Below are 24,965 nucleotides of genomic sequence, written 5' to 3'. Positions count from 1 at the left end.
CCACGCATGCTCCGCCTGTTCGCCTTCCTGATGATGCTGCTGGCCTCGCCGGGCGTGTTCGCGCAGGACGAAGGTCCGCGGGGCATCCACGCCACGGAGGCCGTCGTCACGGACGCCGCGCTCGTGCCCCACGCCCGCCCCGCCATCGTCGCGGGCGAGCTGAAGACGCAGCGCTTCGTCATCCTGCACACCGCGAAGGCGGCGGGCGCGGCCCGCGCGCTGGCCGAGCAGATTGAAGGCGTGCGGGACACCTTCGGCGCGATGCTGGGGCGCGACTGGCCGGGCACCACCGAAATCCGCCTGGGCGTGGGCCGCCAGGAATTCGAAGCGCTGGCGCTCCCCGGTGGCAAGCCTCCGGGCTGGGCCGTGGCGCTCGCCTACCCCGGGCATCAAATCATCCTGCTGGACGCGCTCAGCCTGAGCGACACGGAGGGGCCCACCACGCTGCGGCACGAGCTGGCGCACGTGGCGCTGGGCCAGCTGGCGAAGGACTGGCCGCGCTGGTTCCAGGAGGGCGTGGCGCAGAACCTCACCGACGAGCGCTACTCCGTCGCCCACTACAGCGCCCTCTTCCGCGCGGTGACGCAGGAGCGCGTCTTCCACTTCGAGGACCTGTCCGACGAGTGGCCGGACGTGCCCGCGGACGTCGAAATCGCCTACGCGCAGAGCGCCGCCTTCGTGGCCTTCCTCACCGGCAAGCACGGCTCGCACGCCATGGGCCTGCTGGTGGACGGCGTGCGCGCGGGTGAGCCCTTCGAGCAGGCCTTCGGCAAGGCCTTCCGCACGTCGCTGCTGCTGGAGGAGCAGGACTGGCGCGAGGGGCTCGCGGCCCGCTACGGCTGGCTGCCGCTCACCACCAGCTCCGCGCTCCTGTGGCTCACCGCCTCCGTGCTGTGCGTGGCCGCCTTCGCGCGCCGGATGCGCCAGAAGGCCGCGCGGATGACGGAGCTGGCCGCGGAGGACGCCGCCGAGGACGCCGCGCTCCGCCTGCTCGCCGCCGCCCGCGCCGCGGGGCCCCTCCCCGTGGACGGCTCCGAGCCGCTGTCCCCCGCCCTCCCGTGGCCGGAATGGCCCGGCGCCACCACGCCCGCGGCCCCGCCCAATCCTTCCGCCCCCAGCCAGCCGGAAGCCCTGGAGGGCGCGCCGGAAGCCCTGGAGTCGGGCGCGGGCCATCCGGAAGGCCCGGACGGTCCGGACATGGAGGACGAGGAGCCGGAGGCCTCCAGCGGCGAGTACGAGCTGGACGGCGAGGCCCCGTCGGGCCGCCCGCCCAAGCCGACGCTCCACTGAGAGGCGCGGCGTGCCCAGGCAGGGAAGGTTCTTCCCCTGCCCCCAGCCTTTCAACATCCGCCCCGTAGGATTTACGTCCTCCGGCCACCCTCCAGGGCGGGCTCGTTGCCCAAATGGGCGGATTCACTGGGAACCAGCAACCGTCTGGCGTTGGCAAAGCCCTTGCTATGTCTTTGTTCGCGATGCGGACGACAACGGACATGGCGGCGGAGCGGGGACGGAAGAAGGCCGGGGCAGCCCGGGTCTTCAGCAAGCAGCCGGAGCGCATCGCGGCCCTGTGGCGGCGGATGCGGCTGGCGGCGCACGAAGGCCAGGGCGTGCCGGGCGCAAGCCTGCTGGACGGACTGGTGGAGCCCTTCGTCCGGGAGCTGGGGCTGACGCTGGAGGGCGTGGAGTCCAGCCCCTGGAGCCGCACCCGCGCGGTGCTGCGCCTGGCGCCGGAGCGTGGCGCGCGGGCCCTGCACGACGAGTTCGCACTGCTGCGGCGGTGCCTGGTGGACGCCCTGGAGGTCCTGGGCGGTGGGGACACGGAGCGCCAGCGCATCAACCGCGCGATTGACGAGGCCGTGGACAGCGCGGTGGCGCTGCTCCAGCGGATGGCGGACCCGAAGGCGGATGGGCCCCGGGTGCCATTCGGCGGTCTGGTGGTGGAGTACTTCGAGCGGCCGTCGCACGCGCGCAAGGCCCCCATGGGCCGCCGCGACGAGCGGTCCGCCATGCATTGAGCAGGCTTTCACGGCGCGAGGAAGGCGCCAGGGTTTGGTTGTAACGGTTTGTCGATCCGTCCGGCTTGACACTCCTCAACGAGGAAGGGTCCGGGGGCTGGCGGGAGGGTGCGCTGTCATGGATGGGGGTCCGTGACGCGCCTTGAGGGAGCGTGTTCCTGCTCGGGGGAGCGGTGAGCGCGCACACAGGTTCGAACGCTGGAACGCGTGGATGGGGGTCCGCGCGCTCCGCCGGTCGGACGGATCGGCATGTTTTGTCGGGGGGATTGGGGATGGGGCAGCGGGAGGGCGCCTACGGGGGTGGGCGCTCTCCCGCATTTTTTCGTGCTCAGTGCGCGTCCGCCCAGCTCTTCCCCGCGCCCACGTCCACCTTGAGCGGCACCTTCAGCTCGGCGACGGACGCCATGCTCTTCACGGCCAGCGCCTTCACGGCCTCCACCTCCGCGTCCGGCGCCTCGAAGAGCAGTTCGTCGTGCACCTGGAGGAGCACGCGCGTCTTCAGCTTCTGCTCCCGGAGCGCGGCGTCCACGGCCAGCATGGCCTTCTTCATCAGGTCCGCGGCGGTGCCCTGGATGGGCATGTTGATGGCGGCGCGCTCGGCGGCCTGGGCCACCGCCCGGTTCTTGGAGAGCAGGTCCCCCATCAGGCGGCGGCGGCCGTAGAGCGTCTCCACGTAGCCCACCTTGCGCGCCTTCTCCACGGTGTCCTCCAGGTACTGGCGGATGCCCGCGTACCGGGTGAAGTACCGCTCGATGACGTCGCGCGCGTTCTCCTGGGAGATGCCCAGGCGCGTGGACAGGCCGTGCGCGGACAGGCCGTAGGCGATGCCGAAGTTCACCATCTTCGCCACGCGGCGCTGCTCGCGGTCCACGTCCTTGGGGGCCACGCCGAAGACTTCCGCCGCCGTGCGGCTGTGGATGTCCTCGTCATTGCGGAAGGCGTCGATGAGGACCGGGTCCTCCGCGATGTGCGCCAGCAGCCGCAGCTCAATCTGCGAGTAGTCCGCGCTCACCAGCTGGTGCCCCGCGTCGGCCACGAAGGCGCGGCGGATTTCACGCCCCAGCTCCGTGCGGACGGGGATGTTCTGCAGGTTCGGGTCGGACGAGGACAGCCGGCCGGTGGCGGTGGCCGCCTGGTGGTACGTAGTGTGGATGCGCCCGTCCTTCGCCACCAGCGTGGGCAGCGTGTCCAGGTAGGTGCTCTTGAGCTTGGACAGGCCCCGGTACTCGATGAGCGCGCGCGCGAGCACGCTGTTGTGCTCCTCGGCCAGCTTCTCCAGCACCTCCTGGTCCGTGGACGGGCCCGTCTTGCCGCGCTTGAGGATGGGCAGCTTCTGCTCCTCGTAGAGCACCTGCGCCAGCTGCGGATTGGAGCCCAGGTTGAAGACGTGGCCCGCGGCCTGGTGGCACTCGGCCTCCTTCGTCTTCACCTCCACGTCCACGCGTTCGGACGTGCGGCCCAGCTCCACCACGTCCAGCTTCACGCCCTCGCGCTCCATCCGCGCGAGCACGGGCAACAGCGGCAGCTCCAGCGTGCGAGCCAGCTCCGAGAGTCCGCCCAGCTCCAGCTCCTTCCACAGCTCCGGAGCCATCCTGCGCGCCGCGTCCGCGCGCACCGCGTACGCCGCGGCCACCTCTTCCGGCCCGTGGTCCGCCAGCGGCCGCCCCTTCTTGCCCTCCACCGACGCGGGCAGCGCGGGCAGCTCTGAACGCAGCCGTTCGCGCGCCAGGTCCGCCAGCGCGTGCTCCCGGCGCGACGGGTTGAGCAGGTAGCTCAAGAGCTCCACGTCGTCCTGGGCGCCCTCCAGCGTCAGGCCTTCATGGGCCAGCACCAGCGTGAGCGCCTTGAGGTCGTGGCCGCCCTTCTTCACCGCCGCGTCCGAAATCACGTCCTTCATCACCGCGGTGAAGGCCGCCACCGGCACCTGCGTGGCGCCCAGCTGCTGATGCCTCAGCGGCACGTAGCGAGTGGAGCCATCCGGCAGCGCCACGCCCATGCCCACCAGCGGCGCCGCGAAGGGCATGCCCTCGTAGGCGGGCACCAGGGTGAGGGCCCCGGCCGCCTTCGCCGCGTCGGCCAGCGCCTTCAGCTCCGCCTCGGTGGTGACCAGCGTGGTGGTGGTGGCGAGCGGCGCCACGTCCGGACGCGCCGGGGCCTCCTCCGCGGGCAGGTCGCGCAGGAGCGCGAAGAACTCCAGCTCCGTGAACAGGTCCCGCGCACGCGTGGCGTCCGGCGCACGGCGGACCAGGTCCTCCAGCTTCACGCCCAGGGGCAGCCCGGTGTTGAAGGTGACGAGTTGCTTGGCGCGCGCCAGGCTCTCGCGGTGGGACTCCAGCGCCGCGCGGATCTTCGGCTTCTTCACTTCCTCCACGCGCGCGAGCAGCGTCTCCACGTCGCCGAACTGGTGGAGCAACTCCACCGCCGTCTTGTCGCCCACGCCGGGTACCTTGGCGACGTTGTCCACCGCGTCGCCCACCAGGGCCAGGAAGTCGCGCACCTGCTTGGGCAGGATGCCCATCTTCTCCTGCACGTCCGCGATGCCGATGCGCTTGTTCTTCGCGGGGTCGAAGAGGGTGATGTCCTCGTCGACAATCTGCATGAAGTCCTTGTCGCTGGTGACGACCAGGACCTGGAAGCCCTCCGCCTTCGCTTGCAGCGCCAGCGTGCCGATGACGTCGTCCGCCTCCCAGCCCTCCGCGTCCAGCGAGGCCAGGTTCAGCACGTCCCCCACCTTGCGGATGAGCGGGAACTGGGGCGTCAGGTCCTCCGGCGCCGCCTTGCGGTTCGCCTTGTACGTGGGGTCGATCTTCTGACGCTCCACGCGGCCGGACTTGTCGAACGCGAGCGCCACGTGCGTGGGCTTCAGCTCCTGCAGGGCCTTGAGCACCATGCGGGTGAAGCCCAGCACCGCGTTCGTGGGCACCCCCTTGCTCGTCGTGAGCGGGGGGATGGCGTGGTAGGCGCGGAAGATGAAGCCAGACGCGTCGAAGAGCGCCAGGCGGCGCTCGGAGCGCGGGGGGCTGGTGTCGGCCATCCCCCGTCCCTAGCGCGCCTACCGCTGTCTGTCCACGAAGCCCCGCACCGGAGCGCCGCTCAGCGGCACTTCAGCTCGGCCTTCTTCGTGGCCATCTGTTCGGCGATGCCGTCACCCGGCACGGCGTAGTCCTCCACTGCCTGGAAGTCCGAGCAGCTGCCCACGCTGTTCAACGCGTTCTGCGCCTGCGTGGAGCAGAACGCCACCACGCGGTTCAGGTTCGTGTTGCCCTTGTAGAAGTCGAAGCCCATCTTCCAGATGCGGCAGCCGCGGCGGCGGTCCTCGCGGTCGGCGAAGTGCTTGCCACGCAGGTAGGCGGAGGCCGCCAGGTCCTGGAACATGTTCTTCCGGTAGAAGGACAGGTGCGACTCCGCCAGCTCCGCCATGATGCGCTTGTCCGTCGCCAGTGCGTCCTTGAACGGCGCCACCGCGCGCTCGGGGTCTTCGTTGGTGATGTTGCTCCCGCCCGTCTTGAAGAGCTGATCCACGTTGGACACGTCGCGGATGAGGTCGTCCGCGAGCTGGTGGTACTGCGCCTGGTCTTCCTTCGAGCGCAGCTTCTGCAGCGTCGCCATGGCCTCGCTGCCACGGCCGGCCCAGTAGTCCATCATCGCCGCCTGGATGAGCTTCGGGGCGTAGCGCTTGGCGAACATGGCGCGCACCTCGCTGGCCTGATCCACGCCCAGACCGTCCTCCTGGAGGATGTCGGACACGGGGCACGTCCACGGCTGCGCGTTCCGGTCCACGCGCTGGCGGGCCACCAGGAACTTCACGAACATGGTGTCCTTGGGGCGCCACTCGTTCTTGCGCAGACCGCCCTCCAGGCGGAGCGTCTGACCGATGGGCGGCTCCATGTCCTCCTTGCTCTGCTTCTGGCACCACACTTCCATGTACTGCTGGCAGCGCTGGACCGCGGGACCCCACTGCGAGTTGTTCAAGTAGCGATTGCAGTCGAACTTCGCGCGATCCACGAACTGCTCGGCCGTCTCCTTCGCCTTGGAGCGGGCGCGGCGGAAGTACTCGCTCTCCTTCGGAATCTTGCGGAGGTACTCCAGGGCGTCCTTCTCGCGGTTGAGCTCGATGGACTTCTTCGCGGCCTCGAAGTTGTCGAAGGCCTCCTTCTCCAGCTTGATGCGCCGCACGAGGGTGTTCGCCTCGGCGTTGATGGGGTCCATGTCCAGCGCCTGCTCGCACGCCTTCTCGGCGCGGCCCCAGTCCGGAGCCCCCGTCTCGTTGGAGGCGTAGGAGCGGCACTCGCTGAGGAACTCCTGCACCTGCTGCGCGGGATCCAGCGGCGCGGCGGGCCCCGTCGGCTGCGTCTTCTGCGGCGCCCCGACGGAGGACTTCACCACCGCCGCCACCGCGAGCAGCGCCACCACGCCGCCCGCGATCACCATCAGCTTGCGCTTATTGCCCGACTCGGGCGACGCCCGGCCGCCACGACGTGCCGGCGCCGCGCCCGTGCCAGGACGGCGCGCGGGCGTCTCGGCGGCCTCGTAGGTCATCTCCACCACGCCGAACTGGAGGATGTCCCCGGGCTGCAGGTCGACGAACTCCTCGCCCAGCAATTCGCCGTTGAGCAGGGTGCCGTTCGCGCTGCCCAGGTCGCGCGCGAGCACGCCCGTGCCCTCGCGCTTCACCTCCGCGTGCTTCCGGCTCACGGAGTCGTCATCCAGGACGACCACCGCCGGAGGCGCCCGGCCCACCAGCAACGTGCCGTTGATGGGATAGGACTTCCCCGCCCATGGCCCCGTCATGCCCTTGAGCACCGGACCCGAACCCGCGCCCGCCGCCGCGGCACCCGCACCCGCGGGCGTGGAGCGAGCGGGCCGCTTCGCCAGCGCGCCTTCGGGCTTCGCGGCGCCGTTCTGCGTGGCCTTGGCGCGGATGCTGGGCATGGCGCGCGTGCCCTTCACGGGCGCGTCCGAGAGCGTCGCCGGATCGCCGGGCGGAGGTGTGGCCGCGCGGCGCCCGCTGGTGCTCCGGGCATTGCCCTTGAGCTTCATCTCGTAGTCGCCCAGCAGCACCTGCGAGGCCGGCGTCAGCGCCGTGGGCCCCTCGATGCGCTCGCCGTCCACGAAGGTGCCGTTCTGGCTGCCTCCGTCCTCGACGTAGACGGTGCCGCCCTCCACGTAGACGCGCGCGTGCTGCCGCGACACGCCGCCTTCCGTGAGGACCAGGTCATTGCCTTGCTGGCGGCCAATCTTCAGCTCGCCCGCGACTTCGTGCTCGTGCTCAGTGCCGTCAGGGTGACGGACGACCAGGGTAGGCATGGGCGCGTCAGTCCTCGCGGAAGATACTCATGTTCACGGGGATGCCCTTGCGCTGGAGCTCGTCGTAGAACTTCGGGACGAAGCCTGACGCCACGTAGCGTCCGCGCACCTTGTGGTCCTCGGTGAAGCCGTCCTGCTTGTAATAGAAGATGTCCTGCAGGGTCACGATGTCGACCTCCATGCCGGACACCTCGGTGATGAAGCAGATCTTGCGAGAACCGTCGGAGAAGCGCGTCTGCTGCACGATGAGGTGCACGGCGCTGGCGATCTGCTCGCGGATGGCCTTCACCGGCAGCTCCATGCCGGACATGAGCACCATCGTCTCCAGCCGGGCAATCGCGTCACGCGGCGTGTTCGCGTGCAGCGTGGTGAGCGAACCGTCGTGGCCGGTGTTCATGGCCTGGAGCATGTCCAGCGTCTCGCCGGAGCGGCACTCGCCCACGACGATGCGGTCCGGCCGCATGCGCAGGCAGTTCTTCACCAGCTCGCGGATGGTGATGGCGCCCTTGCCTTCCAGGTTGGGCGGGCGGCTCTCCAGCTGCACCCAGTGGTCCTGCGGCAGCTGAAGCTCCGCCGCGTCCTCCACCGTGATGATGCGCTCACCCTCCGGGATGAACGAGCTGATGATGTTCAGCGTCGTCGTCTTCCCAGAGCCCGTGCCGCCGGAGATGACGATGTTGCGCCGGGCCGTCACGCACATCTCCAGGAACTCGGCCATCTGCGCGGTGACGGTCTTGTATTTGATGAGGTCCTGAATCTTCAGCGCATCCTTCTTGAACTTGCGGATGGTGATGCAGGGACCCTTGAGCGCCAGCGGCGGGATGATGGCGTTCACGCGGCTGCCGTCCTTGAGGCGCGCGTCCACCAGCGGGCTGGATTCGTCGATGCGGCGGCCAATGGGCGCCACGATGCGCTCGATGACGCCGAGCACCGCCTGGTTGGAGGAGAACGTCTTCTCCGACAGGGTCAGCTTGCCCTTGCGCTCGATGTAGATCTGGTTGGCGTGGTTCACCATGATCTCGCTGATCTCTTCCGACGCGAGGAACGCTTCCAGGGGCCCCAGGCCCAGCGCCTCGTTGATGACGTCGGTGAGCAGCTCCTCCCGGTCCACGTCCCCGGGAAGCTCCTGGTCCGCCTCCATCTGGTCGATGATGTCCCGGATGGCCTTCTCGGTGCGGCGCCAGAGCTCCTCGTCCCCGAGCCGGTCCATGTCCATGCGGCGCAGGTCGAGGTACTCGATGAGCCGGTCATGGATCTCCTTCTGGAGCCGCGAGTAGCGCTCCAGCCGGGGGTCCACCTTGCGCTTGTTCTTCGCCATGGCCGCGGCCATGGACGCGGGCATGCGGCTGGGAGCCGCGGGGGCGGGCGCGGGCGCCTCCTCCTCCTCGTAGGGCTCCTCCTCTTCGTAGGCCTCTTCCTCGTCGTAGGCCTCTTCGCCCTGCTCCTCGTCGTAGCCCTCGTCAGCGGGCTCGTCGGCAAGCGCCTCGACGTTGAGGATGTAGTCGCCGATGGAGACCTGGTCGGTGGGCTTCAGCACCATCGGCCCGGCGATCTTCTTGCCGTTCACGAAGGTGCCGTTCGTGGACTTCATGTCCACGATGATGAAGCGGCCGTCCTTTTCGACGATGCGGGAGTGGGTCTTGGAGACGTTCCCCTTGGCGAGCACGATGTCGTTGCCAGCAATCCGGCCGATCGTGATCTCGTTCTTGGGGTACTCCCGCTGCTCCGAACCGCCGCCCTTCTCCGTCAGCGTGATGAGAAACATGGGCCGGGATGCTACCAAGCCCTCCTACGACCTCAAAGACTCCTGCGACGCTCGCCCGCCTGCTGCCCGGAAACGGACGGGCCGGCACCCTCCCCCTCTGAAGCAGGGATGGGGCCGGCCCGGATCCGACGTGAGGGCGCTTTTGAGGGCCGTCAGTCGAAGATGTTGAAGTTCACCTCGGAGCGGGCCTGCTTGTAGCGGGTCTTCACGTCCTCGATGATGCTGCGGACCTTGTCCGAGTCCGGGTTCACGATGCGCGGGGTGACGAAGATCACCAGCTCGCGCTTGGTGGTGTCGAACGCGCGGTTCTTGAACAGCTCGCCCACGATGGGGATGTGACCCAGGCCGGGCAGCTTCGCGACGGCCTTCTGCTCGTCGTGGCTGAACACGCCGGACAGCACGATGGTCTCACCGTGGCGCACCGTGACGTTCGTCTTGACCTTGCGGGTGCGGAAGCCGGGGATGGCGGACGAACCACCGAAGGAAACGGACACGGAGGTGTCGATTTCAGAGGCCTCCGCCTCCACTTCCGTCTGGATGTTGCCGTTGCGGTCCGCGGTGGGGCGGATGTTCAGGATGACGCCGTAGGGCTTGTACTCCACCGTGAACTGCGTGTTGGTGATGAGGGGGATGGGCACCTCGCCGCCGGCGAGGAACTCCGCCTTCTCACCGCTGGCGCACACCAGCTTGGGCTGCGCCAGCAGGCGGCCGTAACCGTCGTTGGCCTGGAAGCCGATGCTCAGGTCGGAACCGCCCGTCGCGCTCATGATCAGGCCGGAGACGGCGTCGCCAGAAGGGATGAGCGCCTTGTTCAGCGTCGCGGCGGCGGTCAGCGTGCCGGTGATGTCCGTGGGGTACTTGATGCCGTAGCGGTCGCGGCTGTTGCGGCGGATTTCGACGAACTGGACCTCGGAGAGGATCATCCGCTTGATGCCGACGACGAGCAGGTTCTCCACCTTCTCACCGATGGCCTTGGTGATGAGCTCCGCCTTCTGGAGGTCCTGCTGGCTCTCCACGGAGCCCTCCAGGAAGATGGTCGCGCCCACCACGTTGGCCTGCACGTTCTTCAGGCCCGCCTTCTGGAAGGCCGCGTTCAGGTTCTGCGCGACCAGCTTCTTGGCGTTGGGGGCGATCTTCACGAACGACTTCACGTTCGGGTACAGGCTCACCACCTGCTCGATGCGGTCCGCGTCCTGCGTGGTGTAGGCCTGACCGTCCAGGTAGATGCGGTCACCCACCATGCGCACGGACACGCCTTCGATTTCACCCAGCAGGCGCTTGATTTCGGAGATGACCTCGTTGGGGTCCTGCTTGCGGACCGTCACCAGGTAGCTGATGCGCTGACCCGAGGACTTCCAGACGAGCAGCGTCGTCTTGCCTTCTGCGTTACCGGTGACGAGCAGCTGGCCGGTGCCGAGCGTCTTCACCTCGGCGATGGACGGATCACCCAGCGCGACGCGGCTGAGGCCGGGAATGGTGAGCACCTTCTGGGTACCCACACCCAGGCTGACGGAGCTTCCCTCCTGGGCCAGGGCGGGGGCACTGGCCACCAGGGTGACGAGGGCGCCGAGCGCCAGGGCTTGCGTGAAGCGAGTGGACATCGTGTGAATCCCCTTCTTGCGTGCGCGCGCCCGGCCTGACGGCGCGCTATCCCAGATGTTGTTGCTGCCACCACATGGCCCAGAAAGTCCCGACCGCGATGGAGACGCCGTAGGGGATGTGTCGCACGGGAGCGGGCGAGGTTTCCTCGCGCATCCATTTCATCCGCACCGCCCAGCGACGGGCCACCGCCGCCAGCGTGTCCCAGACGGCCCCCTGCCACAGCAGCGTGACGATGGCCTGCAGCGCGCCCGTAAGCGAGATGAAGGCCGCCGCGGCGAGCACCGTGGGAAAGCCCAGCACGCAGCCCACGCCCGCCATCAGCTTGACGTCACCCCACCCCATGCGCCCGCGCAGCGCACCCGGCACCAGCAGCAGCGCGAGTCCCGCGCCCGCCAGTAGCCCGCTCACCACCCCCGCCTCCAGCCCACCCACCCCTTCGGACACACCGCGCACCCCGAGCCCCAACACGATGAGCGGATAGGTCACGGCGTTCGGGATGAGCCGGCGCAACACGTCGGTCACCACCGCAATCACCAGGGCCACTCCCAGAATCGTCCAAAGCGCGAGCTGAGCAGGTGTCATTCGGCACCTGCTCCCATGGGGAGCAGGCGACCCCCATCAAACAATGGAGGCCCCAAGCCCGTCAAATCCTGAACAAGGCCATCGCACCGTGGGGCCCCGCGTCATGCCGGCTTCAGTGGATGACGAGGCGGATCTTCTCGCTGCAGATGAAGTACTCGTCCCCGTCCTCGACCTTGCGGCGCTTGATGCGCTGCTTGTTGAACCAGGTCCCGTTCGAGGAGCCGAGGTCTTCGATGTAGAAGTCGCCGCCGTCGCGGGCGATGACGGCGTGCTCGCGCGACACCTTGCCGGAGTTGATGACGAAGTCGCAGTGCTTGCCACGGCCGATGACGTACCGGTCCTTGACGATCTTCTCCTCTTCGCCGGACTCCAGGACGAGGTAGAGCGCGGCGCCCTCCTCCTCGTCCGGCTCCTCCATCGGCTCTTCTTCGGCCTCCTCGGGAGGCTCGTCCTGCATGTCGTCGAGCGGCGGCTCCTCCTGCTCCGGCAGGGGATCCTCCTCGTCCTCGATCATGTCGTCCGCGGAGGGCGGGGGCGGCTCGTTCTTGCCCTTGATGAGCCGCTCCAGCTCGGCGGCCGTCTCCAGGACGCGCTCGGCGACCTCGCGGCGCACCGGATCATTGTCCAGCCCGTTGGAGGACGGACGCTCCTCCACATTGCGCGCGGCGGCGCGTGCGGGCGGCGGCGCGGGGGCCAGCACCGGTGGAGCGCCCTTGGCGGCGGCAGGAGGCGGCGCGGCGGCAGGACGCGCGGCCGGGGCGGGCGTGGCGGCCGGCACCGCCGCCACGACAGGCTCGCCCTTCGTCCTCACGTCGATGAAGCCGTTGAGACGCGCGAACATGAACAACGCCTGGTTGATGAGCGCGTCGCGATCCGAGCCCATCTGCTGGGCCATCTCTTCGTACGTCTCCCACAGGTGCTCGGCGATGCCGACCTTGCGTGCGGGACGGGAGTTCTGATCGATCATCGGTCTTGGCTCGGGAAATGCTGGACGTGGGGAACGATAGCAGAGCCGCTCGGGCGCGCCCAGTTACTGGAACGCCCGGAGATACGTGAGGTTGTCCAGATTGTCGGTGATCGACTCCAGGGCCACCTGGAGCACGCCGTCCGCGGAGGGGTACGCGACGTAGGCGAGGCTGGCCCCCGCCACGTCCGTGGCCACCACGGAAGCAGGCAGGGTGTAGACCGCCAGACCGCTCGACTGGCTGGTGTCCACGCCGAACACGTAGCGGCGGAAGCGCGGCAGCAGCGTCACCACGTAGCGGTCACCCGCCGCCAGCCGGCTCCCCGCGCCGATGGTCGGCGTCATCGTGAGCGACAACGGCGCGGGCACGTAGGTGGTGGGCGACTTGGGCGGCTCCAGGCCCAGGTCGAAGCCGTCCGGGTGGTAGTAGTAGTCCAGGAAGGTGGAGACCGTGTACGTCTCGTTGACGTTCAGCCGCTGCAGGTACGTGTCGCTGGTCTCCGCGCCTGCATAGAGCACGAAGGGCTTCACGTTCGGGCCCGCGCGCACGGTGAACAACGGATACGAGGCACAGGGCTCCGCCGCGGCGGCGACCGCGGGGTCGGACAGGTCCGGGAAGAGCCGAGTGAGGCCATTGCCCTGATCCTCCAGGCGCAGGATGGGGATGACCGCCGCGCAGGCGCCCGCGTTGTTCGCCAGGATGATGGAGTCGCCGGCACTCACGCCGCGGGCCGTCGCCAGGGTCGTCTCGACGAGGAGCGGAGGATCCTCCTGGGTCAGGTCGCGTGAGAGGCCGACCAGTCCGGGCAGCACGCCCTGGAAGACGAAGCGGTACGTCCCGTTGGGCACCGAGCCGTTGCAGAGAAACGCGGTGACGTTGGTCGAATCCGTCGCCTGGGGGCAGCCGGGCTGGACCACGGTGATGCCCTGGAACTGGTCCGTGCGCGCCAGCTCGTTGTTGTCACGCAGCTCCGCGACCACCGACGAGTTCAGCGGCGTGTTGTTGGAGTTGCGGTCCAGGTTGAACGGGCGCCGCTCGTCCGCGCGGAACAGGGTGATCCGCCCGTCGGACGACGGCATGATGCCCAGGAGCGGGATGGCGGTGAGGTAGGCCACGCTGTCCGCCAGGAGCTCGCGAACCTCCAGACCCGTGCGCAGCGTGAGGCCCGTGGGCAGACCCGCGGACGGCCGCAGGGTCAGCATGGCCGCTCCGGTGATGTCGCGCGCGAGCACTGGCGTCGGGGACGGCTCCTCCACCGGCTTCGGCCCGTTGTCGAGCGCGATGACGCCCTCGCAGTCAGACGAGTTGCACGTCAGCTCATCCAGCACCACGAACACGAAGCGGCCCGCGGGCCAGGACTCGACGCATATCGTCGTCTCGTCCTCCTGGGTCTTCACATCCGTGCCCGGCGGGCAGCTCCCATCCCCGAGCTTGGGCTTCGGCACGCCGTAGCTGGGGTGCGTGGCCACGAGCCGCGCCGGGATGTCCACCAGGTCCGCGTAGTTGGGCACCGCGTAGGGCGCCGGACGCGGCCGCTTGTAGGGAATCTCCACGGAGGCCCCGTCCGCGACGACGCGCACGAGCCGGCTGGTGCCGGACACGTTGCGGATGGCGACCACCAGCGAGTCCACCCGGTCGGCCCGCGCGGGCAGCGTGAGCATGGACATCACCGTGTCCGCCGGCTTGAGGCAGAAGACGGGCAGCGCGGGAGGCAGCGTGGCCGCGTCGAAGCCCTCCGGGCCGGGCAGGTCCTGGCGCATCACCACCCCGCCGCCAAAGGGGCCGCAGAGCTGCTCGGCGGCCTCCGGGCGCGTCTGGAGCGCGTAGTACAGGACGCTCGGGGCGCCCTCCGCCACCGGGGCGTGCGCGGCGAAGGCGGTGATGAGCTGGCCGGTCGCCAGGCGCGTCACCTCGTTGAGGCGCGCGCGGTCCGCGGCCACCACGGAGATTCCGCGGCCGCCGGAGCTGCGCGCGTAGATGTACGGGCCGGACACGTCCTCGCCCTTGTCGTTGTAGCCCACGTCGCGGGTGAGCGAGTCGGGCCGGGCGATGACGGGGATGGCCAGGGGCTCCAGCGGATTGGGCGCGGGGATGAACTCACGCGGCGTGCGCGTCAGGTCCAGCACGCGCAGCTCATCCCGGTCCTGGGAGGTGACGAAGACGAGCTGGTTGGAGAGCACCACGTCGTACGTGCCGGACAGACCGGCGGCGCCCGCGGTGGAGGTGGTGTCGGAGCAGGCGAGCGCGAGGCTCGCGCCGCTCAGCAACAGGGCAGCAAGAAAGCCGCGCTTCAAGGTCAATTCTCCTGGCACACGCTGGTGCCCTGGTTCGGATCGCGCTGCTGCTGGATGCCCAGCTTCGCCACCACCCGCGCGTCCTGGGGACGCGACAGGTCGGGGATGTCCACGATGGCCACCTGGCTGTCACCGAAGTTGGTCACGAACAGCCGCGCCGCGTTCGTCCCGGCGGGGTTGTCCACCGTCAGCCCGAAGGCCTGCGACGGGTTGCTGGTCTGGTTGAGTTCGTTGACGAGCGGCACCTGCGCCACGACCTGCCCGAGCGCCTCGTCGTAGAGGGACACCGCGCTGTCGCCGGTGCTCGTCACCGCGATGATGTGGGTGTCCGCGTTGGACGTGCCCGGAGTCCGCGAGATGATCTGCATGTCGCTCACGCCGTCGGGCATGGGCACCGCGGAGACCACCCGGAAGAAGGGCTGGGTGGCGGCGGTGCCCGGCACCGCGTCGTATTCGAAGTCGAGGGTGAGCAGCGTGTCCGGACCGCGCGCCAGCATGTACAGCCGCTCGCGCACGAAGTTCGGACGCGCCGCCAGCTCCGCCGGCGTCACCGGACGGGGCACCACGCGCGCCGCGCGCGCCTCGCGGATGCGGTACTCCGACTGCAGCGAGGGCTCCAGGATGGTGCCGGGGTCGTTCTTGTCCACCAGCCGCAGCACGTAGTTGCCGGCCACGGTGCCGCTGATGCCGGCCACGAAGTTGCGGCCCGTCACGTAGAGGTAGCCCGCGCCCACCGTCACCGAATCCGAGCCGCCGTAGAGGTAGCCCTCGGGAGACAGCGAGATGAAGCCCAGCGAGTCCCGCGTGGGGTTGTCCAGCTTCAGCGTGGCCAGGTAGCTCTCGAAGTTGGTGCTGGACTTGGCGGGCGAGTCCGCCGCCTCCGAGTGCGTCACATACAGGTTGCCGCTCGCCTCATCCACCGTCACGCCGATGGGCGACGGAGCGCGGGGCAAGCCCGGCCGGCCCTCGTCACTGAGGGACGACGGGATGTCCTCGGTGAGCGACAGCGCGCCGTTGCGGCAGTCCACGCCGCCCTGCACGCAGGTGAGCACCGGAGCGCCGTTGGCCTCCAGGCTCACGTCCACCGCGTTCAGGTTGTTGCCCTCCGCACGCGAGGGCACGAACAGGCGTGGCAGACCCGTGGCCGGGTTCACCCACATGGCCAGCTCACCCGCGAAGCTGCGGATCTGCACGAGCGACTCGTCCGCGGAGGACAGGTCCTCGAAGGCGAGCGAGGCGTCCGGGGGCACGCTGCCCAGGTGGGGCACCATGACGGTCTGCCCGTCCACCTGCGTGCTCAGCGTGTCCAGGTTCAGTGCCACCACCGAACCGGAGTCGTAGCAGTTGTCGAAGTTGGCGTTCGCGACGAACAGATAGCCGTTGCTCGCGGATGGCCCGCCCGCCGCTGGAGGGCGCCAGAACGCCACCCCGCTGGGGTAGACAAAGCGGGTGGACGGAGGCGGGTTCGGTTCGGATTCAATCGAACACGCACCGAGGAGCAGCAGCGCGGGGGTCAGGAAGTAGAGGCGCATCAGAGGGGGGCGGAGTGTAGGAACGCGGCCCTGCGCCGGGCAACTGAATAGGGGGGCCACTATTCCCGGTCGCCTTCCCGCCGACATCCGCCCCCGTCCGGAAGGCGTGCGCCGCCCCCCTGGTGGGGGAACGGGCACGCTCCGGCGGTGAAGCGGCGGCCAGGCTCAGGCAGCGGCGGTCTCGGCCTGGATCTTGGAAAAGTCCGCCACCTGGTTGAACAGGGCGCCAATCTCCGTGAGGAACCGGATGCGGTTCTCCCGCAGGTCCTTGTCCTCGGCCATCACCATCACCTTGTCGAAGAAGGTGTCCACGGCGGGCTTCAGGCCGGTGATCTCCTTGAGCGCGCCGGCGAAGTCGTCCGCGCGCACGTGCGCGCCCACCTTGTCGCGCGCCTGGGTGAAGGCGGTGTGGAGGTTCTTCTCCGGCTCGTCCGTGAAGCGCTGCGGGTTGGTCTGCCCACCGGCCACGTCCTTGCCCTGCTTCTCCACGATGTTGACCACGCGCTTGAACGCCGCCGCCAGAGGCTGGAAGTCCGAGTGGCCCACGAGCAAGCTCAGGGCCTCCAGGCGCTTCTTCGCCGCCACGAGGTCATCGAAGCCCACGGCCAGCACCGCCTCGACGACGTCGGTGCGGTGCTGCTCGCCCCACAGCGCCTTGAGGCGGCCGCGGAAGAACTCCAGCACCTGCTCGCGCGGGGCTGCTTCCCCCGGCTTGCGCTTCACGTTGGCCAGCTTGGGGGCCAGCAGGCGCAGCGCCTCGTCCACCGCGGCGGAGAGGCTGAAGCGGTAGCCACGCCCCAGCACGATGCGGATGATGGACAGGCACGCGCGGCGCAGCGCGAACGGATCCGCCGCGCCCGACGGCGCCTTGCCAATGGCGAAGATGCCGCACAGCGAGTCCAGGCGGTCCGCCAGGCCGATGAGCGCGCCCGCGTCCTGGGACGGCAGCGCGTCCTCGGCGCCGCGGGGCAGGTAGTGCTCGAAGATGGCCAGCGCCACCGCGTCGGGCTCGCCGCCTGCTCTCGCGTACTCGCGGCCCATCACGCCCTGGAGCTCCGGGAACTCGCCCACCATGCCGGTGACGAGGTCCGCCTTGGACAGCGTGGCGGCGCGCTCCACCGTGGCCGCCTCCCCTGCCCTGCCCGTGGCCTGGGCCAGCCAGCCCGCCAGCGAGCGGAAGCGCTCCACCTTCTCCAGGTACGTGCCCAGCTGGCCCTGCCACACCACGCGGCCCAGCTTCTCCACACGGTCGGCCAGCGGCGTGCGGCGGTCCTCGTCGAAGAAGAAGCGCCCGTCCGCGAGCCGCGCGCGCAGCACGCGTTCGTAGCCACGCAGGGACAGCTGCGCGTCGCGCACCGGCGTGTTGGACACGGCGATGAAGCGCGGCAGCAGCTTCCGCTGCCCGTCCAACAGAGAGAAGTAGCGCTGGTGGCTCTTCATCTCCTGCACCAGCACCTCCGACGGCAGGTCCAGGTGGCGCGCGTCGAAGCTGCCCACCACGGGGCTCGGCAGCTCCACCAGGTTCGTCACCTGGTCCACCAGGCCCTCGTCCTCCATGAGCTGCCCGCCTGCCGCCGTCGCCGCGGCGTGCAGCTTCTCCACGAGCGACGCGCGGCGCTTGCCGATGTCCGCCAGCACGTGCGCCTTCTCCAGCGCGGACTCGTAGTCCGCGGGCGCCTTCAGCGTGATGGGACCCGGCGCGAGGAAGCGGTGGCCGTAGGTCGCCCGTCCGCTCTTCACGTCGCCGAGCACCACCGCCAGCTCCATGTCGCCCAACAGCGCTACCAGCCACTGCACCGGGCGCGCGAAGGACGTGTCCACGTCACCCCAGCGCATGGACTTCTTGAAGTTGATGCCGTGCACCGCGGAGTTCAGCGCATCCTGGAGGATGGCGTCCGCTGGGCGTCCCTTCTCTTCCACGCGCGCGGACACGTACTCGCCCTTGGCCGTCGTCGTGCGGCCGAGCGCGTCCACGGACAGCTTGAGCCCTTCGGCGAACTTCTCCGCCGCCTTGGTGGGCTTGCCCTGCGCGTCGAAGGCGGCCTTGGCACTGGGCCCCAGGACTTCCTTCGTCACGTCCTCGCCCGAGTCCGCCACGTCGCGAACGAGGACGGCCAGCCGGCGCGGCGTTCCGAAGGTGCGCACATCACCGTGCTTCAAGCGCGCGTCGGCCATGCGCTCGGTGAGCACGCGCTTCAGGTCCTCCAGCGCGGGCACGATGAACGACGCCGGGATCTCCTCGGCACCGATTTCCAGGAGCAGGTCACGAGCCACGGGCCACCTCCGTCTTCTCCTTCTTCTCCACGGGCTTGTTGAGCTGCACCGTCTTCCAGTAGTCGCTGGCGGGCTTGCCCTCCAACACCGGCGGCTGCTCGCCCACCGTCCACGGCGTCTTCGTCAGCGGGAAGCCCAGCCGCTCGCGCATCTGCAGGTAGCCCTCCGCGCACAGGCGCGCGTTGTCACGCACGCGCTTGATGAAGCTGGCGCGCTCGGTGACGGAGATGGAGCCACGCGCATCCAGCAGGTTGAACGTGTGCGAGCACTTGAGCGCGAAGTCGTACGCGGGCAGCGGCAGGTGGCGCTCGATGAGCCGCTTGCACTCCTTCTCGTACGCGTCGAACAGCGTGAAGAGCATCTGCGGGTCGGACTCGTGGAGGGCGTACTTGCTCATCTCCACCTCGTTCGCGTGGAAGATCTCGCGGTACTTCACGCCCTTGACCCACTCGATGTCGAAGACGCTCTCCACGTTCTGGAGATACCTGGCCAGGCGTTCCAGCCCGTACGTCAGCTCCGCGGCCACGGGGCGGCAGTCGAAGCCGCCGCACTGCTGGAAGTAGGTGAACTGCGTCACCTCCTCGCCGTCGCACCACACCTCCCATCCCAGGCCCCAGGCGCCCAGCGTGGGCGACTCCCAGTCGTCCTCGACGAAGCGGATGTCGTGCTCCAGCGGGTCCAGGCCGATCTTCCGCAGCGACTCCAGGTACAGCTCCTGGACGTTCTTGGGCGCGGGCTTGAGGATGACCTGGAACTGGTGGTGCTGGAACAGGCGGTTCGGGTTCTCACCGAAGCGGCCGTCGGCGGGGCGCCGCGAGGGCTGCACGTAGGCGACGTTCCACGGCTCGGGACCGAGCGCGCGCAGGAACGTGTAGGGGGCCATCGTGCCCGCGCCGACTTCCGTGTCGTACGACTGGGTGACGATGCATCCCTTGTCGGCCCAGTGCTTCTGGAGCGTGAGGATGAGGTCCTGGAAATACATGTTGGCGAGTCCTTCTCGCAGTGCGTCGAAGGCGAAGGCGGAACGCGGCGGACCCTAGTGAGGGGGTCCAGGAGCGTCAAGGACGGCGGTCAGTCCGAGTAGGCCGGGAGGTCGGCCAGTCGAATCTGCAGCTTCGTCACTTCTCCGGGGCGGATGGGAGCGGACAACAGCTTGCTCGTACCGCCGGGGTCCTGCGGGTCCACCACGCGCAAACGGTACGTCCCGATGGGCAGGGGGAACTTGATCAGCGGGGACGTGCCCAGCTGCGTGGCGCCGTCGAACACCGCCGCGTTCTTCGGCACCGTGTAGAGCGTCAGCCAGCCCAGGCCCGCCTTCGCCGCGCCCTTCGAGGTGGTCGTGTCGAGCACCTCCGGGTTCTCCACCTGCGTGACGGTGGTGACGGGCTCCGGGGGCCGCTCCGAGGGCTCGGGCTTCGCGGGGCGCGGCTCCACCTTCGCCACCGCGGGCGCTTCCGTCGTGGCGGCAGGCTTCGTCTTGCGTCCCCCCTTGCCGGCGGGGGCCTTCTTCGTGTCGACGGGCGTCGCGTCCACCACCGGTTCGGGCGTGGGCGGCGGCTCCACCACCGGTTCGGGCTCGGGGGTGGTCTTCTGGACGAAGCCCGGCGGAGGACCGGAGGGCTTCGGCGGCCACTGTCCGTTCGCGGCGGGGTCCACGGGCGGTGGCGGATCCATCTCCGCCTTCACCCACTGCTTCGCGGAGTCGAACGCCGGCATGAACATGCGGCGCACGGGTTCGAGCGTCGCCAGCCAGACCACGCCACCCAGGATGAGGAGCAGGAACAACCGCATGCCCCAGCCGGAGCCCTCGCGAGCGGGCGGGGTCACGGGGGGCGCTTCAACGGACTCCTCTTCCTCCACCTGGCGTGAGGGCCGCGTGGTGCCGCGCACCGGACGGGCCTTGAAGCGTTGGGTCTGGAGCTCGCTGGGCGGATCCATCAGCCCATCGGACTCGGCCGCGTCGCGGGCCTCGGTGGGCTCGGGGCGCGCGCTGGGACGAGCCCGCGAGGGCCGCACGGCGTCAGCGGGAGGACGGATGACCCGGGGAACGGGCGTCCCATCCGAGCCCGAGGGCCGCTGCGCTCGCGGCGTCACGGTGGGAGTGTTGACGCGAGAAGCGCGGGCCTCCACGGCCTCATTGGCGGGACGCGGGGTGGCGCGGGGCGCGGGCGCCGCGGACTCGGTCGCGGTGCGGCGGACGGGCGTGGGCTTGAAGGACGCCGCGACGTCCGCGGCTGGAGCCTCCGCGTGCGGAGACTGCACCTGCGCGGTGGCCGCGGCGGAGGCCTGTTCACCGCCCTCCTCCACCTGGAGCGCACCGGCGGCCTCGCTGACGCGGGCGTCCTCGGCGCGGCTGGCCAGCTCCAGGAGCGTGCGCGTCTTCTGGCGCTTCTCCTCGAAGAGCTCGCCCATGACGGCGGTCATCTGGTCTTCGTCGAACAGCTCGGAGCCCAGCGTGGCCTCGATGGCGCGCCCCATCTCCCGGCAGGTTCCGAAGCGCTGCGTGGCATCGCGAGACAGCGCCTTGAGCACCACTGCTTCCAGGGCCTCCGGCACGGCCGCGTTGAGCGAGCGCGGCGCGGGAATGTCCCCGTCCACGATCTGCATCATCACGGCGGCTTCGCCGGGCGCGTTGAACAGGCGCTGTCCGGCCAGCAGCTCATGGAGCATCACGCCCGTGGAGAACTGGTCGCTGCGGCCATCCAGGTCCTTGTTGCGAACCTGCTCCGGGGACATGTACCCGCTGGTCCCCTTCACGGTGCCCACCTGCGTGCGGCCCAGCTTGCCGCGCGCCTTGGCGATGCCGAAGTCGATCACCTTCACGACGCCGTCGTAGGTGAGCATCACGTTCTTCGGGGACACGTCGCGGTGCACCACCGCCACGGGGCGGCCGGACGGATCCATGAAGTGGTGGGCGTAGTGCAGGCCCAGGCACGTGTCGCGAATCACGCGCGCGCTGAAGCCCAGCGGCAGCGCGTACTTGCGCCGCTCCGCCATCTTCACCACCTGCTCCAGGTTCTGGCCGGGCAGGAACTCCATGGCGAGGTACAGCTCGCCGTCCTCCTCACCCAGGTCGAACACCTGTCCGATGTTCGCGTGCGAGAAAGCCGCGGTGATGCGCGCCTCGTCGAGGAACATCTTGACGAACTGGTCGTCCTTCTTGATGTCGGGGAGGATCTGCTTCACCGCCACGAACTTACGGAAGCCACCGGGGCCGGAGGTGTACGCGAGGAACAACTCCGCCATCCCGCCCATCGAGAGGCGGGTGAGAATCTCGTACTTTCCGATGCGCCGCCCCCGGTCGGGATCGTCTCCGGCGACTCCCTGCGTGCTCATGGCAGGGCGGATGTTACCCGCCATGCCCTCCCAGGTCGATGACCGTCTTTACAGACGGCCCCCCCCCGGCCTCCGGAGCCCGGTGAAAGCGGATTAGGCGCCGAACCGCCGTCGCCGCACGTCGAGCATCCAGCCTTCGAGCGCGGCCACGGCCGACGGTTGTGGCTCCAGAGGCAACACGGAGGCCGCGTCCGCCGCGTCAAGCACCGCGAAGGCGCGCGTCACCTCCCGCTGCCACTGCTCGCTGAGCGCGTCGGCCAGCTCGATGCGCTCACCGCTCCGCTTGCGCTCCACCAGCGTGCGGGCTTCACCAAAGCCATACGGTTCCAGCAGGACGGTGACGTCCGTCTCCACTTCGCCCGTGCGCAGCGCATGCGTTCCGGTGAGCGTGGTGCGCAGGACGTACAGCAACTTCTTCACGGAGCGGAATCCGCTCTTCTCCCATTCGCGGAACTGCCCCTGCGCGAAGCCGCGGTAGTGCCGGTGGATGCGCCGCGACAGCACGGCCCGCACCAGGGGCCGCAGCGCCTCCAGCTCCTCCGGCAGGGCTCGCACGGTGATGGCACCCAGCACGCGCTCGATGTAGTTGCCGTTGCCCTGGAGGATGCCCAGCAGCACGGGCTGCAGCTCGTTGGACGAGTAGTCCACCTCCACGCCCTCCAGCACCTCCAGCCGCTCCGCCGGCACGTGCCGGGGCTGGAGGCCGAGGAGCGCGGCGGTGGGCGCGATGTGGATGGCCTTGAGGTCCAGGTCGCTGTCATGCGACGGGAAACCGTACGCATGCGCGCCAGACAGCGAGATGACCAGGTGCTCGCGCAGGAGGGACTCCGCGTCCAGCACGCGGTCCGCCATGCGTTCCTGATGTTCCGTCACCCTGCCCTTCATTCCGTCCCTCCTTCCAGCGCCGGAGCCTCCGGCGCGTCACGGCCCAGCGGTCCAGGCGTCTTCAAGACCCAGCGCCGAGCCACCTCGTCCCCCACGCGGCGCAGCAACTGGTCCGCGCGGGCGTAGTCCGGATGCTCCGGTAGCTGGCTCTCGCGGTGCGCGGCCTCCAACGCCGGAGCCATCGCCTCGGCGTCGCGCAGCACGTCCTCCAGGGGCACCTGTCCCCCCTTGATGTCGAGCAGCCGCGCCTTCAACGCCCCCGTCGCCTCGAACGTGGGCACACCGTCGCGCAGCCAGCCCGTCGCCAGCGCCACCAGCCGCAGCAGGTTGTACGCGTTCTTCGGCCGCAGCTCCCGAGCGGACGGAGGACGCTGGCCTCCGCCGCGCGCGTACGCCGTGAGCGCCGCGAAGTCGTTCGACGTAAGCAGCCCCTGGTCCCAGAGCGAGCGGTAGAGCTGCTTGACGTAAGTCTTCGCGGCGAGCACCGCGTCCTCGGGCGTGGGCGAGGCACGGGGAGACACGGCGGCCAGACGACGGGCCACCTCGTCCAGGTCCGGCGTGGGCTCCTCGCACAGCCACGCGAGGAGCAGGTCGCGGTGCTCGGCCAGCCGCTGGCTGCGGGTGAGCTTGTCGAGCTGGCTCATGGCGTAGCGCCCGAAGCTGCCGAAGATGGCCTTGGAGACGAACGCCTCGCGCGCCTCCAGCACCCAAGTGCCCAGTTCGTCCACCGCCGTCGCGCCAGGGACGAAGAGGGTCTCCAGCGTGTTCGGATCCGCGCGCAGCGCCTGCTCCACCGTCTTGCGGACCTCCCAGTACGTGGTGCTGCCATCCGCGCTCACCAGGTCCTGCGGTGGCTGCCCCAGGCCCAGCGTCCACGGAAGCGGCAGCGCGAACACACCGCGCACGTCCACGTCGGAGCGCTCATCCGCGAGCCCCCAGGCGTGACTGCCCACGCGCGTCTCCAGCACCACGCATGGTCGCAGCGCGCTCCAGGCCGCCTCGCGCCGCTGGGCGAACTGCACCTGTCCCGTGCGCCGGGGCACCAGCTCGTCGCGCGCGAACCACACCTCGCCCACGCCGACGATCTGCACGTCGAAGCCGCCGTCATGCGCGCGCACCACGCGGCCCACCACGCCCTGGGGGATACGGCGTCCCCCGGACGCCACGCGCTCCACGCGGGTCGTGACCTCGGTGCCATGCGGCAGGGGCACCGACAGCCGGTCAATCTGCTCCAGTCCCCGGACGCGAGCCGGGGCGGAGGAAGAAGCCTCACGGGTGTCGCTCATCGATCCCTCCTGGATGGGATGGTGGGCCACGCAGGACGCAGCGAAGCACGCGAGCCTGACCCGGAACGGCGCTTCCCGTCAGCGCGCGATGCGTCGCGCGGCGGGTAGAGCGGGCAGAAGCCCCTCCACTTCGGATGCAAGGGGGAGCGCCGCCACCGCGCCCAGCTTCGTCACCACGCGGGCCCCCACGCCCGCCGCGAAGGACATCAGCGCGACCAACTCCTCGCGTGTCGCGCCCTCCAGCGAGCTCGCGTCGCCATACCAACGCACCAGGCCGCTCAACATGGCGGACACAAAGCCATCCCCTGCGCCCGTTGTGTCCACCACCGTCACCTGGGGCGCGGGCACGGAGAGGACCTCGCCCCGCCAGAGGAACACTGCGCCGCGAGGTCCCAGCGTCACCACGGGCAGCCGCACGCCCCGCGCGGCCAGGACGTGCAGGGCCGCCTCGGGCGAGTGCTCGCCGGTCGCGAAGTGGATCTCCTCCTCGGACAGCTTCACCACCGTGCACAAAGGCAGCATGCGCCCCAGAAGCGCCTGCAGCTCCTCGGGCTGCGTCCACATGTGAAGCCGCAGGTTCGGATCACAGCTCACCAGCAGCCCAGCCTCACGGGCCAGGGTGAGCATGCGCACCATGGCCTCGCGTGCCTCCGGCAGGAGCAGGGAGTTGGAGCCGCAGTGCAGCACCTTCGCGCGTCGCACGAAGTCGCCGTCCACGTCGGAGTCGTCCAGCAGGAACTCCGCGGACCGCGTCCGGAAGTACGTGAAGCTGCGCTCGCCATGCGCATCCAGTGAGACGAACAGCAGGCCCGTGCGAGCGTGGTCCACCTGTCGCAGGCGACTCACGTCCACGCCGTCCGCCGCCAACCGGTCTCGCAGGAAGTGGCCGAACTCGTCGGAGCCCACCACGCCCACCATCGCCGAGCGCAGGCCCAACCGCGCGAGCCCCACGGAGACATTGGCCGGTGAGCCTCCCGGCGATGGCTTCCAGGCCTCCACGTCCCGCACGCGCGTGGCGCCGCCGGCCACGGGAAGGAAGTCCACCAGCGTTTCGCCGACACACACCACGTCCAGCGGCCCGGCCTCGTGCATGACAGCTCCCCCTGGGGACCGCGTGCTACC

General features: G+C 69.7%; 16 protein-coding genes. 2 read left to right on the top strand and 14 right to left on the bottom strand.

Annotation, left to right across the window (positions count from 1 at the left end; translation table 11 throughout):
- Nucleotides 1-6 precede the first annotated feature (6 nt).
- Nucleotides 7-1,290: a peptidase MA family metallohydrolase gene (locus tag GTZ93_RS31060; RefSeq protein ID WP_161663163.1), complete on the top strand. Its 1,284-nt coding sequence runs from the start codon at nucleotides 7-9 to the stop codon at nucleotides 1,288-1,290.
- 182 nt (nucleotides 1,291-1,472) lie between these two features.
- Nucleotides 1,473-2,015 carry a hypothetical protein gene (locus GTZ93_RS31055; protein WP_169822792.1) on the top strand — a complete coding sequence of 181 codons (543 nt, stop codon included), beginning with the start codon at nucleotides 1,473-1,475 and terminating at the stop codon, nucleotides 2,013-2,015.
- A gap of 328 nt (nucleotides 2,016-2,343) precedes the next feature.
- On the opposite strand, the gene polA is transcribed toward GTZ93_RS31055, so the two are convergent.
- The 14 genes from polA to GTZ93_RS30985 all read right to left on the bottom strand — a co-directional run bounded on the left by polA (nucleotide 2,344) and on the right by GTZ93_RS30985 (nucleotide 24,935).
- Complete coding sequence (gene polA, locus GTZ93_RS31050) at nucleotides 2,344-5,049, bottom strand: DNA polymerase I (RefSeq protein ID WP_139922682.1); 2,706 nt, start codon at nucleotides 5,047-5,049, stop codon at nucleotides 2,344-2,346.
- Nucleotides 5,050-5,108: 59 nt separating this feature from the next.
- Nucleotides 5,109-7,322: an FHA domain-containing protein gene (locus tag GTZ93_RS31045; protein ID WP_139922679.1), complete on the bottom strand. Its 2,214-nt coding sequence runs from the start codon at nucleotides 7,320-7,322 to the stop codon at nucleotides 5,109-5,111.
- Between the two features lie 7 nt (nucleotides 7,323-7,329).
- Nucleotides 7,330-9,087 carry an ATPase, T2SS/T4P/T4SS family gene (locus GTZ93_RS31040; RefSeq protein WP_120581116.1) on the bottom strand — a complete coding sequence of 586 codons (1,758 nt, stop codon included), beginning with the start codon at nucleotides 9,085-9,087 and terminating at the stop codon, nucleotides 7,330-7,332.
- 152 nt (nucleotides 9,088-9,239) lie between these two features.
- On the bottom strand, nucleotides 9,240-10,688 hold the full coding sequence (locus tag GTZ93_RS31035) for a type II and III secretion system protein family protein (protein WP_120581117.1): 1,449 nt from the start codon (nucleotides 10,686-10,688) through the stop codon (nucleotides 9,240-9,242).
- A gap of 46 nt (nucleotides 10,689-10,734) precedes the next feature.
- Entirely contained in the window at nucleotides 10,735-11,271 is a 537-nt protein-coding gene (locus GTZ93_RS31030) for an A24 family peptidase (protein ID WP_161663162.1), read from the bottom strand.
- 112 nt (nucleotides 11,272-11,383) lie between these two features.
- Nucleotides 11,384-12,238 (bottom strand): FHA domain-containing protein, encoded by an 855-nt coding sequence (locus tag GTZ93_RS31025; RefSeq protein ID WP_120577879.1) that lies wholly within the window; start codon nucleotides 12,236-12,238, stop codon nucleotides 11,384-11,386.
- Nucleotides 12,239-12,301: 63 nt separating this feature from the next.
- Nucleotides 12,302-14,530 carry a hypothetical protein gene (locus tag GTZ93_RS31020; protein ID WP_139917389.1) on the bottom strand — a complete coding sequence of 743 codons (2,229 nt, stop codon included), beginning with the start codon at nucleotides 14,528-14,530 and terminating at the stop codon, nucleotides 12,302-12,304.
- Nucleotides 14,531-14,532: 2 nt separating this feature from the next.
- On the bottom strand, nucleotides 14,533-16,062 hold the full coding sequence (locus GTZ93_RS31015; RefSeq protein ID WP_139917388.1) for a YncE family protein: 1,530 nt from the start codon (nucleotides 16,060-16,062) through the stop codon (nucleotides 14,533-14,535).
- Between the two features lie 165 nt (nucleotides 16,063-16,227).
- Nucleotides 16,228-18,336 (bottom strand): glycine--tRNA ligase subunit beta, encoded by a 2,109-nt coding sequence (glyS, locus tag GTZ93_RS31010; protein WP_139917386.1) that lies wholly within the window; start codon nucleotides 18,334-18,336, stop codon nucleotides 16,228-16,230.
- Complete coding sequence (gene glyQ / locus GTZ93_RS31005; RefSeq protein ID WP_120577875.1) at nucleotides 18,326-19,318, bottom strand: glycine--tRNA ligase subunit alpha; 993 nt, start codon at nucleotides 19,316-19,318, stop codon at nucleotides 18,326-18,328. The genes glyS and glyQ overlap by 11 nt, the downstream gene beginning before the upstream one ends.
- A gap of 89 nt (nucleotides 19,319-19,407) precedes the next feature.
- Nucleotides 19,408-21,672 carry a serine/threonine-protein kinase gene (locus tag GTZ93_RS31000; RefSeq protein WP_139917384.1) on the bottom strand — a complete coding sequence of 755 codons (2,265 nt, stop codon included), beginning with the start codon at nucleotides 21,670-21,672 and terminating at the stop codon, nucleotides 19,408-19,410.
- Nucleotides 21,673-21,765: 93 nt separating this feature from the next.
- The gene (locus tag GTZ93_RS30995) at nucleotides 21,766-22,557 is read right to left on the bottom strand and encodes a nucleotidyltransferase domain-containing protein (RefSeq protein WP_180946043.1); all 792 of its coding nucleotides are present in this window, start codon (nucleotides 22,555-22,557) and stop codon (nucleotides 21,766-21,768) included.
- Nucleotides 22,554-23,843 (bottom strand): DNA polymerase beta superfamily protein, encoded by a 1,290-nt coding sequence (locus tag GTZ93_RS30990; RefSeq protein WP_139917382.1) that lies wholly within the window; start codon nucleotides 23,841-23,843, stop codon nucleotides 22,554-22,556. Before GTZ93_RS30990 ends, GTZ93_RS30995 begins: the two co-directional genes overlap by 4 nt.
- 78 nt (nucleotides 23,844-23,921) lie before the next feature.
- Nucleotides 23,922-24,935: a carbohydrate kinase family protein gene (locus tag GTZ93_RS30985; protein WP_139917380.1), complete on the bottom strand. Its 1,014-nt coding sequence runs from the start codon at nucleotides 24,933-24,935 to the stop codon at nucleotides 23,922-23,924.
- Nucleotides 24,936-24,965 lie beyond the last annotated feature (30 nt).

Origin of the sequence: Corallococcus exiguus (assembly GCF_009909105.1) — a bacterium.
Lineage (GTDB): Bacteria > Myxococcota > Myxococcia > Myxococcales > Myxococcaceae > Corallococcus > Corallococcus exiguus.
This window is presented reverse-complemented; position numbering and strand designations above follow the sequence as displayed.

Coding starts and splice junctions, on each gene's coding strand:
- GTZ93_RS31060 (WP_161663163.1), top strand. CDS start 7: ATGCTCCGCCTGTTCGCCTTCCTGATGATGCTGCTGGCCTCGCCGGGC.
- GTZ93_RS31055 (WP_169822792.1), top strand. CDS start 1,473: ATGCGGACGACAACGGACATGGCGGCGGAGCGGGGACGGAAGAAGGCC.
- polA (WP_139922682.1), bottom strand. CDS start 5,049: ATGGCCGACACCAGCCCCCCGCGCTCCGAGCGCCGCCTGGCGCTCTTC.
- GTZ93_RS31045 (WP_139922679.1), bottom strand. CDS start 7,322: ATGCCTACCCTGGTCGTCCGTCACCCTGACGGCACTGAGCACGAGCAC.
- GTZ93_RS31040 (WP_120581116.1), bottom strand. CDS start 9,087: ATGTTTCTCATCACGCTGACGGAGAAGGGCGGCGGTTCGGAGCAGCGG.
- GTZ93_RS31035 (WP_120581117.1), bottom strand. CDS start 10,688: ATGTCCACTCGCTTCACGCAAGCCCTGGCGCTCGGCGCCCTCGTCACC.
- GTZ93_RS31030 (WP_161663162.1), bottom strand. CDS start 11,271: ATGACACCTGCTCAGCTCGCGCTTTGGACGATTCTGGGAGTGGCCCTG.
- GTZ93_RS31025 (WP_120577879.1), bottom strand. CDS start 12,238: ATGATCGATCAGAACTCCCGTCCCGCACGCAAGGTCGGCATCGCCGAG.
- GTZ93_RS31015 (WP_139917388.1), bottom strand. CDS start 16,062: ATGCGCCTCTACTTCCTGACCCCCGCGCTGCTGCTCCTCGGTGCGTGT.
- glyQ (WP_120577875.1), bottom strand. CDS start 19,318: ATGTATTTCCAGGACCTCATCCTCACGCTCCAGAAGCACTGGGCCGAC.
- GTZ93_RS31000 (WP_139917384.1), bottom strand. CDS start 21,672: ATGAGCACGCAGGGAGTCGCCGGAGACGATCCCGACCGGGGGCGGCGC.
- GTZ93_RS30995 (WP_180946043.1), bottom strand. CDS start 22,557: ATGAAGGGCAGGGTGACGGAACATCAGGAACGCATGGCGGACCGCGTG.
- GTZ93_RS30990 (WP_139917382.1), bottom strand. CDS start 23,843: ATGAGCGACACCCGTGAGGCTTCTTCCTCCGCCCCGGCTCGCGTCCGG.
- GTZ93_RS30985 (WP_139917380.1), bottom strand. CDS start 24,935: ATGCACGAGGCCGGGCCGCTGGACGTGGTGTGTGTCGGCGAAACGCTG.